Consider the following 12,440-nt stretch of genomic DNA (forward strand, 5'->3'; position numbering starts at 1 on the left):
TGCCTTAGGCTCAGAATGATCCACCGAGGGCGCCCGCCGCCGGGCGACCCGGCAACCGTCAGGGAGGTAAGTCATGCGTGTTATGGTGAAGTTCTCGTTTTCCGCTGATGCCGGCAACTCCGCCATCCGCGCCGGCAAATTAGAAAAAGTCTTCCAACAGCTAACCGAGGATCTGAAGCCCGAAGCCGCTTATTTCCACGCCGAGAATGGCGACCGGGGCGGCTTCTTCATCGTGAACATGGCGGAATCATCGCAGATTGCCGATACCGCCGAGCGGCTCTTCTTTGGTTTGAACGCCAAGATCGAACTCGTGCCGGTCATGAATGCCGATGACCTGCGCAAAGGTCTGGCGGGCGTGCAGGAAACGATCCGCCGCTACGGCTGAGTCCCCCTGGACGATGACCTCGCCCTTGCCGGCCGCCGCGTCGTAGTCGCGCTCGAGCCATAAGCGGGCATAGCACCGGAAAGGAGCCAGCTTCTGATGGTCGCCGCGCAAGATCGAGTCGGCCTCGACGATCTCGGGCACGACGTCGGGTCGTAGTTGAGGTTCATGGCGAAGACGCACGGCCTCCTTGGCGCGTTCTAGGCGCTTCTCGAGCTGGCCGAGGATCTGCCGGCCGCGCTCCACCATCCCCCGCACCATGGCGATGCAGTCATAGCCCGATGCCGTCATAGCCGCGCCGATCGGCAAAGGCGGCCGTTTCGTAATCGGGGTACCGTCAAGATTCGGACGTTTGCGTACGTCAACGGCGAAACTGTCAGATTTGGTCCTGAGACTTTGCAGCGAGGGTGTCAATTTACGTTGGAAATACCCTTAATCTGACGCGTTCCCCGCCGGACTCTGACGTCCGGCTGAAGTACGCTTCAACTGGACGACACGCAGGCTTATGAGTCAGCAGTCGGCCAGAAAGGCACGTTGGCCATTCGCTCGCGCAGGACATTCAGACGGCATGACTGCCTCGTCAGGAGACGTTGGCTCGCCAGGTGCCGAATGGCTAAGTGATTCCTGATGACCCATTCGCCGTACGTCAACGTCTGTGACAAAAAGTGTCCCTGTCGCAAGGCCGCAGCGACGGGTTTGAACTGGCAAATGCCCGCGCCCGTTTTCACCGCCTTGAAAGTAACTGTCATACGACGTGCTACTTTCACAGTGCCTCCTACTAATCCCGTGATGCCTCGGTGCCTCACATCGCAGGCGCTTTGGCGCGTAATGTAAGGGAAACTCCGGAGGTGGCAAGCGGCGCAATGTCATATGATAACTGACGTTTCCATCGGCGGTTTGCATTGGAAGCGGGCAACGAACATTAGAGGCGACGACATGCGAATCAGCCGTATCGAAGTCATCAGAGTGGCCATGCCGTTCAGCGCGGGACGCATGGCATCCCCACAGAGGGCCGATGGACCTGCCGATGCGTACAACGCCGCGTCGCGGACGTTACAGAAAATGGAGACGCTGCTCGTCAAAGTCATTGCCGATGACGGCTCGGTAGGTTGGGGCGAGGCGTTTGGACATCTCTGCAATCCTGCGACTTTTGCCGCGCTAGCAGGGCCGGTCGCCCGCTTCTTCATCGGGGCGGAGATCGGCGGGAATCCCGATAGTTTCGCGGGACGCGTCGAAGCGGCGCATCAGGCGTTTCACGCTTTTGGGCGCACCGGACCAATGCTCTACGCGCTATCTGCGATCGACATTGCGATGTGGGATCTTTGCGCCCAGGCGGCAGGAAAGCCGTTGCACCGGTTGCTTGGCGCTATGCGCGATACCGTCGATGTTTATGCAAGCCTTGTTTGCTACGACAACGATCCCGAGGAAGTGGCGTTGCAGGTGCGGCGCGCACATCAGGCGGGCTTCAGGGCGATGAAGCTGCACGAGACGCAGCGCGCCGCAATCGAGGCCGCTCGCGGCGCATTGCCCGACGAAGTCGCTTTGATGGTAGACGTCAATTGTCCTTGGTCGGTGGAAGAGGCGAAGAAGCGGGTGAGCGCGCTGAAGGCAACTGGGCTCGGCTGGATTGAAGAGCCGGTGTGGCCACCTGATGATGCCGCTGGGCTTGCCCAGGTACGTAGCGCCGGTGTTCCGATCGCCGCGGGCGAGAACGCCTCCGGCGTGGCGGGCTTTCGGCAGTATTTCGAGCACCGCGCGATCGACATCGCGCAGCCGAGCGTCGCCAAGATCGGCGGCATCAGCGGAATGCGCGATGTCATTCGGCTCGCGGCCGACAACGGAGTCCGCGTCATACCGCATTGTTTCTACTATGGAGCCGGCCTGCTCGCGACGGCGCACATTGTCGCGACTCTGCCCGGGGATGTCGCGCTCGAAGTCCCGTGGCTTCAGTGGTCCACCCGCCTTTATCCGCAACACGACTTCGGACCATCTTTCACGCTGCCGGCTGTGCCTGGCTTGGGCTTCCAGCCGGACACGGACGTCCTGAACCGACATGCCGTCGATACGGCCACGGTCGCGTAACCGTATGCGTCGCGGACTTTCTGAATAGACAACGAGCTGTAGCCGGAGGAAATATGCGTTTTCAGTACCGCTGGGCAGTTGCTGCTTTATTGTTTTTCGCGGGCATGTTGAACTATCTCGATCGAGCAGCGCTGTCGATCGTCGCGCCGCTCGTCAAGGCAGAGCTGCATATCAACGATGCACAGCTGGGCATCCTGTTCAGCAGCTTCTTTATCGGCTACTGCGTGTTCTGTTTCGTCGGCGGATGGGCGGCGGACAAGTACGGGCCGCGCAAGGTCTTCGCGCTGGCGGCGGGTTTCTGGTCGGTCTTTTGCGGCGCGACGGCTTTCGTCGGCAGCTTCGCGAGCTTGATGGTAGCGCGCGTCGCATTCGGCGTGGCCGAAGGACCGATGGGCACCACCACGAACAAGTCGATATCGAACTGGTTTCCGCGTAGTGAGGCGGGGAGGGCCGTCGGATTGACAAACGCGGGGCAGCCGCTCGGCGCCGCGATCGCCGCGCCCATCGTCGGTCTTGTCGCTCTCCGGTTTGGCTGGCGAATCTCCTTCATTGCCATTGCCATCATGGGTTTTGCGTGGATCGCGGTGTGGTGGCGTTGCTTCCGCGATCATCCGAAGGACCACCCGGCGGTCTCGCGCCAGGAAGTGGCGCATATTCTCGCCGATCGACAGGCGAGCGTGCAGGTCGACGGTGAGACCGCTGCATCGAACGCGGGAGGCGTCATGCACTACCTGGTATCGCTGCCGGTGCTTGGCGTGGCCGTCGCGTTCTTCGCCTTCAACTACGTACTGTACTTCTTCCTCTCGTGGCTGCCGAGTTACTTTACGGACTATCAGCATCTCGACATTAAGCACATGAGCATCGTCGGCATTCTGCCCTGGCTAGCCGCTACCGCAGGCTTCGTGCTGGGCGGGATGCTCTCTGACGGTCTTTACAAAAAAACCGGCGACGTGCTGTTTGCTCGGAAGACCGTCATCATGCTGGGTCTTGGCGTTGCGGCGCTCAGCGTGCTGCTCGTCTCGCGAGTGAGTTCGCTCGTGCCCGCTGTGACCCTCATCGCGATTGCGAGCCTCTTCGCTTTCATGACGCCGCAGGCGTGCTGGTCGCTACTTCAGGATATCGTGCCGAGCGAGCGTATCGGTGCGACCGGCGGCTTTGTTCACTCTTTGTTCACTTACTGGCGAACTTGGCCGGCGTGCTGTCGCCCAGCATCACCGGTTTCCTGATTCAGTATGGCGCAGGCTACTCGTCAGCGTTCGTGCTCGCGAGTGCACTCGGTTGCGTCGGAATGATCGTGCTGTGGCTCTGCGTACGGCAGACGCAAGTCGCACGCTTGCGCGGCGCACCGGTCTAGACGTAGCTCGCCGCACGTCTAACCGCGGTGCACGTGGCCGCAACAATAAATCGCCGAGGGAGCCGCCGGCATCAGCTGCAATCCCCGGCGTGCCGGATGCAGATGCCTGTCGCGTACAGACGCCCAGTCAGTCATACCGCTCTTAACCAATACAAGAACAGATCCACTTGGGCATTCGCCGTCAGTTCGTCACCAGGGCGCTTGTCGGCACCCGCTGTCGGAACGTTAGCTTCGTCCGCTGCAACATCTGCTGCGCCTACGAGCAGACCAATTCCGTCCGTGGATCTTGACATTCGATCGACTGCTTAACCCTTGATGAACGGACATTCGGGTAGAGAGACGGTGGACGTCGGCTTCACGCCCTGAGTCCGTCCGTCAAGTATTTCGAGGGGGAAGTGCGAGGCTTCCGAGGAGAGGCGAGCCGCGCTTCCTCAATGCATTCAGATAGACACTCTCGTCGTACAGTGTCCGTGTTTGCCAGCAGCGGTAGAGGATCCGTATCCACTTGAATGCCAAAGCCCTGACGGCGGACTGATACGAACTGCCCTTCGCTCGCTGTTGCCGGTAGTAAGCGCCCGCCCAGAACGATTTGTTGATGGTCTGGCCGGCCCATTCCACGAATGTCTGGCGCAGGAACGTCGGACATTGCCAGCGCCAGTGCACCCAGCATTTCTTGCCACTGCGCTCAGTGACCGGCGCAATGCCGGAATACTTCTGCAGTTCAGCAGCGTGCCTGAAGCGCTCACGCTGCTCGCCGAATGCGGCAAGCAGCCGCGGTGTCAGATGTGGGCCCGCTCCCGGCAGGCATTCAAACAGGGCGAAGTCAGGTAGCGTTCGCGCGACCGTCGCAATCTCCCTGTCGAACACATCGATCCCAGCGAGAGCCGTTCGCAGTTGTGCACACCAGCGCCAGCGCGTGCAGCCGGCAGGGTGAGAGGATGCCGGGATCCTCGGTCAGAGGGATGGCCGAGCGGATGGACTCCAGACGCATTTCGATCACCCTGGGGCGGCGGCAATTGTGCGCATGGAAGAACGCCTCAAGGGTACTGCGGTGGGCGCGTTTGACGGATGAAAGCGTCGGCCAGCGCGCGATGAAGTCGCAGAACAGTACCGTGTCGATGTGCGCGAACCATTCCAGTGCCTGCGGATAATACTGCTTGAGCGTATTGCATAGGCGGTTAGTGAATCGCGTCTTGTCGCCGACCATTTCACGGCGCTGCTCGATGAGGCTCGTCAGACAACGCATGCCCGCGCTTTGCGGCCTCAGTGGAGCGAACCGTTCGGGATGGCGAAGCAGCAGATCGAGTGCCAGCTCGGCATCGGTGGGATCGTCTTTGGCCCGACTCGGTTTGAACGCCTCGCGGTATTTTGCGAGCGTCGATGGATTAATCGGAAAGAGGACCAGGAAATCATACTTCTGAAGCGCGGAAACGATTGGTCCCCTTGCCAGCTCGAGGGCAACTGCGATCATGCCGTCAAAGCGCTGATGCAATCCCTTTGCCCACTCATCAATGCATGCGACCTGATGAGGAACACAACTGAACTCTCGCCTGGTGTCGTCGGCAGCCTGCAGGCAGATATCGTGTTTCGTATCCGCCCAGTCGATGCCAACATACGCTGCAAACTGCTGATCCGATAGAGGCGACATGTGAACCTCTGCAAGTGATAGATTGTCTGGCAGGGACATGCATGCTTGCGCTCTGCGAAGCCAATATAGTGAGCCGGTGCGACGGCGAACCCTGAGTATTCGTTGACGAGCGCAAGCGCACCCGCGGACTCGAAGCTAAAGCCGCAAACGTCCAGGCGTTTGGGTCGAGATATTCGTAGCCCGCGGGTGCATGTTCCGCTTGCGCTGGCAGCAAGCTGCCAGTGCTACCAGTATCAGTGAAAGCGGAACGGACTATCTATACAGGGTCGGGAGTGTGAGTTCGCGATGCCGGAATCTGCAGCCCAGCTGCTCGACGCCGCGACCGTCGGCAATCCTTCACATTGCCGACGTAGAACCCAGCCCGCCCGAATGGCGGCAAAGGCCGAACTGCTGTCTCTGAGGCGCCGTCATGAACGATCGGACCATCTTGTTATCTGCGCTTGAACTCCCAACTGCGCGACCGGCGGCAATGCGGTCAAGAAGACCCATTCAGCGATAGCGATAACTTGTTCAACCGAAGGCAGCCAGCCGCCCCGGTGTGTCTACGGTGAGTTCGGGATGCGGCGCGACATGCGCCGAGCCATGATCGGCAGTCTGAGCGACGCGCAGACCCGCATCGGGAGTCGCTCTCGTGGAAACCACAGAGGTTCATCCTGTCGACAGATATCGGCGCTTCGAGTCCGGGCACGACAGCCTTCAGGGCTTGATTGAGCCATCCGGTGCGGACGGCGGATCGACACGCAGCCATGGCCCCGGCGTATTGCGGGCGCACTGCTGGCAAACGTCAACGCTCATATGGGCGCTGTCGCCGAAAATCGAGCCAAAGCCGCCACGCCAGTCGAGCGACACGTTTTGTACCACTTCCACTGGTCGTCATCGGCGTCATGCGCCGGCCGCAGCGGTCGCATGTGCAGGCCGCGACCTACCGCACTGTCCTGCCCCGGTATTTGCGCATGACCTACCCTTTTCCCCAGTCCGAGTTTTCCCAGTCCGGCGGCACGAGACCAAGCTGCTTCGCAGTGTCGACCGGCAGGCGCAACAGCACCGTGCCCGGGCCTCGCTCCATGTTGCCGAGCATCGTGACTTCAGCGGCTACACCGTCGAGCTCGAGATACACGACGTCGTCCGGCTCAAGAATCTCGGTGTAGAGATCCCAGCCGGGCTGATCACCCTCTTTCGCCTGATACCTGATGTGGTTCCTGGTACTCGTGAATCCCTGTCCCTTTTGCGAGCGTTTCGCCGATGCCCTGATTGTCGGCGGCCAATCGCTGCAGATACTGGATGCAGTCCGCGGCGTCACTGACAGCCGCCTCTCATTTCACTGTTCATCATGCGATCCCGGTTGGCCAGACAGGTTCGCGAGGTGCTCCGGCCTTATTCCTTCTTCCCGATGGAGCAGCCGATCTGAATGCGGCCATGACAGACTCGAGTCGATAACCGCAATATGCTCCAGGGAGCGCCATTGTCGCAATCTCCGATGCCCGGCGTATAGGGTGTCTGGCGAGAAGCAGGTTGGCCGAGCGGCCGTGCTGCTTGACGCTTATAAAATTTACAGCGCATTCCAGAACGCCACCATCACTCATCACTGACCGTGCACCGCACTCGGGTTCCGGAGAGCCTTTCACTATGGGACAATCGATCCCGTTGCTGCAATGGCGGTACAGGAATGGGAGCGAGAGAACGGTGCGTGAGGAACTGTCAGGCATCCTGCGGGCAAAATACCCGCTCATCTTCGACGTCAACCCGACAGTCGCTGATGATCTGGATACCGTCCCAACGGTTTTCTCCCTGTCGGGTTTCGAGTGCGGCGACGGCTGGTTCGATCTGATCGACATGTTGTGCGAGGCTGCAACTTGCTACAAAGCACGGCGCACCGCTCTGGCATCAGCGCTGGCCGTTGAGAAAGTCGAACCAGTCGTGCGCGAAAGCACAGCCGTGGTCAGGAATGCCCGAACCGGCCAGTTTCCTGTCGAAGTACGTTCTGGCCGGCTCCGGAATCTCATCCAGACGCACGTAACGGTAGCCTGCGCCATTCACGTGAACCGTCACCTGCGGTGACGCGGGTCGCGGCGGTAATGCTTCGCGTCCCGGGTTCAGCGCAGCGGCAACACAGCGCGCAACGAGATCCCATACGCTGCCCGCCCATCTCGGATAGCCGCGCACCGTGGCCCGCTCGCCGACCTGCCGGAGCACCGCATCGTCCAGGGCCACCCTGTAGTCCGCGAGTGCGCCGTCACTCACGCGCGCGATGTTCGCCGTCGCGATGACCCGCTGCACGTTCGGCGAGCCAGCTTTCAAGCAGTTCGCTTACGCGAAGAGCGCGCTGGACGGTCGACCCTTATCGCATCAAACGGAACGGAATTTCTGTCATCGGCAACGCGGCGGCGGCAGATTGGTCCATGTGATGTCGCAGTAGTCGCCGAAGGTTTTGCAGCTGATGCAGAACGGCGCAGAGCTAGCCGGCGCTGACCAGCCTGCGTTCGTTCACGAAGTGCAAGTGGTACGCTTTCTTCGGCCGGGCGATCAGCTGTCGGCGGACAATTTGCCGCCGTGCGCAACTTCATCGGCGCTGCGCTCGAAGAAGTACACGGCCACGCGCTTCAGAGGTACATCGAAGTAAGCTGCGAGTAGCGGCGTCAAGGCCGCCGCGAGCGCGCGTCGCAGCTCGACCGATCGCGCATACGCATGCACCTTGACGAACACCCGTTGAGCCCGACCATCGCCAGGAGGCAGATCCGTGGCGAGAGCACCATCGTGCGCATAGGCGTCGTCATCCAACCGTAAGAAAAACAGCGTGATTGCGGTGCTATCTACGTCGAAGATCAATGAGACGCACCGCGTCACCTCGCTGACGAAGGCGCTCAGTCGCGCATCGTTCGATGCACGCTCGCGGCGCGCGAAAATTTCCAGATAAGGCATGGCGGGTTCGATACCGATTCAGGGATGTCACCGCGAGCGAGAAGGCCGCGGCGTAACGATGAGCGCATCGACGCAAAAGCCGAAGCGCGCGTGAAAGAACGCACGCAAACGCGCGGCCGAACCGAAGCCCGCGTGATTCATCGACGCAAGCGCGGACATGCGTCCCGCCGCGATCTCGACGAACGCGCGCATCAGACGCTGCGTGCGCACGATCTCCGTCAGCGCGCTGCCTTCGCGAAACAGCTTCACGCTCAGTTCGTGCGGATCGATGTCCAGCGCCCGCGCTGCCTGCACGCGATTCCATTCCGCATCCGGCCGCCCGAACACTTCGAGCGCGAGCAGTTGCGCGATGCTCGCGGCGGTGGCATCGGCGGGAAGTATGCGGCACAGCGCCTGACGCGCGCCGGTGCGCTGCTGCATCAGATAGTCGAAGCGGCGCAGCGCGGGCACGTAGCGCATGCCGCGGATCGGCATCGGCACCGGCGCTTCGCCGGGACGGCACGCGAGCGCATGCATGCGGTCGATGACGTGCGCCTCGATGGCGAACGGAAACTGCAAGCCGCGCACGCATCGGCCGATCAGCACGCCTTCGCCGATTCGGCCCATTCCGGCGATCGGGCCACTTGCTGAAGAAAACTCTGCGCGCGAGCACATTGCGGACGATGAAAGAACGTCTCCGGCGGCGCGATCTCCGCAATTTGCCCGCGATCCATGAACACGATGCGATCCGCCACCGTGCGCGCGAAGGCCATCTCGTGCGTCACGCAGATCATCGTCATGCCGTCCTGCGCAAGGCTCACCATCACGTCGAGGACTTCCTTGATCATCTCGGGATCGAGCGCGGAGGTCGGCTCGTCGAACAGCATCAGGCGCGGCTTCATGCACAGCGCCCGCGCAATGGCCACGCGCTGCTGCTGGCCGCCCGACAATTGCGCCGGATACTTATGCGCGTGCTCGGGAATCTTCACACGCCCCAGATAGTGCATCGCGAGTTCGGTAGCATCGTGCTTCGAGAGCTTGCGCAGCCACATCGGCGCGAGAATCAGGTTGTCGAGCACCGACATGTGCGGAAACAGGTTGAACTGCTGAAACACCATGCCGACTTCGCGCCGAATCGCAGCGAGGTTGCGCGTATCAGACGTGAGTTCGATGCCATCGACGATCAAGGTGCCTTCCTGATGCTTCTCCAGCTGGTTGATGCAGCGGATAAGCGTCGATTTGCCCGACCCGGAAGGCCCGCAAATCACAATGCGCTCGCCGCGTGCCACTTGCAGGTTGATGTCGTTCAACGCGTGATACGTGCCGTAGTACGTGTGCACGCCGCGGAATTCGACCATGTGGTCGTTGAGTTGAATGACGGCATCGCTCATGGCGTTGCTCCTTTGATCAGGCCCGATTGCACCAGCGCGTTTCGAATGACGTCGCGCATCTCCGCCGAGACGGGCAGAAACGGCTCGCGCGCGCGTTCGCATTCGATGACGTTCATCATCGCCAGTGCGACCTTGATGCGCGCATACATTTCGTTGCGCGGCGCGGCATAGATTGCGCGCACGAGTGGCAGCATGCGCTCGCCGGCGCGGCGCATCGCGGCGAGGTCTTCGGCTTCGCCCGCGCGCCACAACGCGACGAGGTCCTGCGGCACGAGACTCGCGAGTCCGGACAGAATGCCGTCGCTGCCCACCGCAATCTGCGCGAGAAACCAGTCGAAATTCGATGCGAGTATCTTCAGGTCGGCACGCACCGCCTTCACCGCCGCGCGAGTTTCTTCGTAGGCGCGCATCGAATCGCTGCCTTCCTTGATCGCGACGACGAACGGCAGACGCGCCAGCTCGACGAGCGTCGCGGTCGAATAGCCGTAGCCCGACGCCAGCGGATACTGAAAGATCGCAAGCGGCAGCCCCGATGCCTCGCCAATTGCGCGAACGTACGCGACGACCATTGCCGTGCTCGCGTTCACGAACGTCGCGGGCGGGAAAACGGTCAGCATGCTCGCGCCGGCATTGCGGGCGGCGAGCGCTTCGTCGATCGCCTCGCGCGTCGAAGTCGCGATGATGCCCGCGACCAGCGGACGCCCATCGCCGAGCATTTCGCGTGTGAAGCGCAGCACGTCGATGCGCTCCTTGCGGTCGAGCGCGCCGCCTTCGCCCGCGTGACCGTTCACGAACACCGCGGAAATGCCGTCGGCGAGGCCGCAGTAGCGCAGCACGCGCTCGTAGCTCTTCCAGTCGATCGACTGGTCCTCGTGGAACGGCAGCACGGTTGCGACCACCACGTCGCCGGGAGAATGCATCGTCTTCGTCATCTGTGGGTCCTCATGCGTGCGGTGTCATCGGCTGGTCTCATGGCCAGCGCCGAAATGCTTTTCGAGGCCGCGCTGAATCAAACCCCAGCCGGTCGTCATCAGCAGATAGAAGATCGCCGCCGCGCCGAACACTTCGAGCACTTCGAATTTCTCCTGCATCAGCATCTGGCTGCGGCGCATGAGTTCTTCCATCGAAATGACAGAGGTGATCGATGTCGATTTCAGCAACCCGTTCACCGAATTGCCGAACGACGGGATCATCAGGCGGAACGCCTGCGGCAGCGTGACTTTCCACATCACGAGCCAGCGCGGCAGTCCGAGCGCCTGCGCCGCTTCGTACTGGCCGCGCGCAACGCCCATGAAACCGCTGCGGATAATCTCGGCGAGATAGGCCGCTTCATTAAGAATCAGCGCCAGCAGCGACGACTCGATCACCGACAGTCGCACGCCCAACTGCGGCAAACCCGTATAGATGATCACGAGCTGAATCAGCAACGGCGTGCCGCGAAACACCCAGATATAGAAGCGCGCAATGCCGATCAAAGGCTTGCTCGCCGACATGCGCAGCATCGCGATCAGCATGCCGAGCACCATGCCGCCGATCACCGTCGCCACCGTCAGCCCGAGCGTGACGAACACGCCGCGCAGAAGGAAGCCGTTGACGAGATAGCCGAAGAAGTCGTGTACGTTGAACAGGTTCATCGCTCAGTCAGCCCGCTCATGCCGGTCCGGTTCCGCGCACCGTGATGTGCGCATCGGGCAGCTTGGTCATGCCGTAGCTGTCGAGCAGACGGGCGTAGCTGCCGTCGGCGCGCATGTCGTCGAGCGCATGTGCGACGGCTTCGGCCACCGCGCGCTGGCGGAACGCGAGCGTGGTCTGCGCATCCCCGAGGCCGGGCAGCGCCATGCGGGCCTGCTTGCGCTTGACGATGGCGCCCGCCGCGTAGCTCGGCAGCGCGGCGGCATCGAACTGACCGGCGCGCAATGCCGCGATCACTTCGCTCGCCGTCGCGAACGCGCGAATGGTGATGGGCTTGCCGCCTTCCTTCTCGCTTTCCTTCGACCGCTCGCGCAGCCAGCGCTCCTGATACGAATCCGCCTCGACGCCGATCGCGAGTCCGCGCAGGTCCTTCGCATCCTTGAGCGTAAGCTTGCTGTCCGGATTCGCGACGATATCGATGGTCGAAAGCGCATACGGCACCGTGTACATCGTGCGCGAACGCTCTTCGGTCCAGAACATGCCCGTGTTGATGCCATCGAAGCGGCCTGCCTTGAGCGCGGGAATCATCGCAGGGAAATCCATGCGCATGAAGTCGACCTGCACGCACAGACGCCTGGCGAGCTCACGGCCAAGTTCGATGTTCATGCCTTTCAGCTCGCCGTCGCCATCGACGAATTGCAAGGGCGGCAGCGTCGGGTTCGTCGAGAGCAGTATGTGTCCCGGGTTCACCAGCGTCCCCGAGGGAATCGTGGAAGTGCATGCATGGGCGGATCCGGTCGCGGCGAACCACGCCGCGCAGAGGGTCGTGACGGCGGCGAGCACCTTCGCCGGGCGGCTTGTAAACATGGAACCTCCGAAATGACGGAACGACGATGAACACGGCGTAAGCAGCACGATGCGGCTCCCGGTAACGAGACATTACGGTGGCCGCAATGGGACGCGCCAGTGAAAAAAAATGGCCAACTATAACGGCGCGTTATACGGCGAAGGCTCCGCGACGGCCGCTTGCGGCGTCGCAGAAACGTTTTTTTT

At 61.6% G+C, this 12,440-nt stretch carries 11 protein-coding genes and 1 pseudogene; 3 read left to right on the forward strand and 9 right to left on the reverse strand.

Translation table 11 applies throughout. The annotated features are described in order from the left end of the window. Positions 1-73: 73 nt before the first annotated feature. The 3 genes from OKW26_RS20320 (at position 74) to OKW26_RS20330 (ending at position 3,690) form a co-directional block, all read left to right on the forward strand. Positions 74-385, forward strand: coding sequence for a DUF3303 family protein (locus tag OKW26_RS20320; protein WP_208524333.1), 312 nt, complete (start codon positions 74-76; stop codon positions 383-385). Positions 386-1,318: 933 nt separating this feature from the next. Then, positions 1,319-2,464 carry a mandelate racemase/muconate lactonizing enzyme family protein gene (locus OKW26_RS20325; RefSeq protein ID WP_090812191.1) on the forward strand — a complete coding sequence of 382 codons (1,146 nt, stop codon included), beginning with the start codon at positions 1,319-1,321 and terminating at the stop codon, positions 2,462-2,464. Positions 2,465-2,517: 53 nt separating this feature from the next. Beyond that, the gene (locus OKW26_RS20330; protein ID WP_429354943.1) at positions 2,518-3,690 is read left to right on the forward strand and encodes an MFS transporter; all 1,173 of its coding nucleotides are present in this window, start codon (positions 2,518-2,520) and stop codon (positions 3,688-3,690) included. Between the two features lie 503 nt (positions 3,691-4,193). On the opposite strand, the pseudogene OKW26_RS20335 reads toward OKW26_RS20330, so the two are convergent. The 9 genes and pseudogenes from OKW26_RS20335 to OKW26_RS20375 form a co-directional block, all read right to left on the reverse strand. After that, positions 4,194-5,466, reverse strand: a pseudogene (locus OKW26_RS20335) (IS110 family transposase). Positions 5,467-6,424: 958 nt separating this feature from the next. After that, positions 6,425-6,766 (reverse strand): hypothetical protein, encoded by a 342-nt coding sequence (locus OKW26_RS20340; protein WP_429354944.1) that lies wholly within the window; start codon positions 6,764-6,766, stop codon positions 6,425-6,427. A 584-nt stretch (positions 6,767-7,350) separates the two neighbouring features. Further along, positions 7,351-7,764, reverse strand: coding sequence for a hypothetical protein (locus OKW26_RS20345; protein ID WP_429354945.1), 414 nt, complete (start codon positions 7,762-7,764; stop codon positions 7,351-7,353). A 225-nt stretch (positions 7,765-7,989) separates the two neighbouring features. Then, positions 7,990-8,385: a hypothetical protein gene (locus tag OKW26_RS20350; protein WP_090812187.1), complete on the reverse strand. Its 396-nt coding sequence runs from the start codon at positions 8,383-8,385 to the stop codon at positions 7,990-7,992. 27 nt (positions 8,386-8,412) lie between these two features. Next, positions 8,413-8,991: a hypothetical protein gene (locus OKW26_RS20355; RefSeq protein WP_090812186.1), complete on the reverse strand. Its 579-nt coding sequence runs from the start codon at positions 8,989-8,991 to the stop codon at positions 8,413-8,415. Continuing rightward, positions 8,964-9,755, reverse strand: coding sequence for an amino acid ABC transporter ATP-binding protein (locus OKW26_RS20360; protein ID WP_090812185.1), 792 nt, complete (start codon positions 9,753-9,755; stop codon positions 8,964-8,966). Before OKW26_RS20360 ends, OKW26_RS20355 begins: the two co-directional genes overlap by 28 nt. Continuing rightward, entirely contained in the window at positions 9,752-10,687 is a 936-nt protein-coding gene (locus tag OKW26_RS20365; protein ID WP_090812184.1) for a dihydrodipicolinate synthase family protein, read from the reverse strand. The genes OKW26_RS20360 and OKW26_RS20365 overlap by 4 nt, the downstream gene beginning before the upstream one ends. Before the next feature lie 24 nt (positions 10,688-10,711). Further along, positions 10,712-11,389 carry an amino acid ABC transporter permease gene (locus tag OKW26_RS20370; RefSeq protein ID WP_090812183.1) on the reverse strand — a complete coding sequence of 226 codons (678 nt, stop codon included), beginning with the start codon at positions 11,387-11,389 and terminating at the stop codon, positions 10,712-10,714. Positions 11,390-11,405: 16 nt separating this feature from the next. After that, positions 11,406-12,254, reverse strand: coding sequence for an ABC transporter substrate-binding protein (locus tag OKW26_RS20375; RefSeq protein ID WP_090812182.1), 849 nt, complete (start codon positions 12,252-12,254; stop codon positions 11,406-11,408). Positions 12,255-12,440 lie beyond the last annotated feature (186 nt).

This window comes from Paraburkholderia sp. 32 (genome assembly GCF_050435345.1).
Classification (GTDB): Bacteria; Pseudomonadota; Gammaproteobacteria; order Burkholderiales; family Burkholderiaceae; genus Paraburkholderia; species Paraburkholderia tuberum.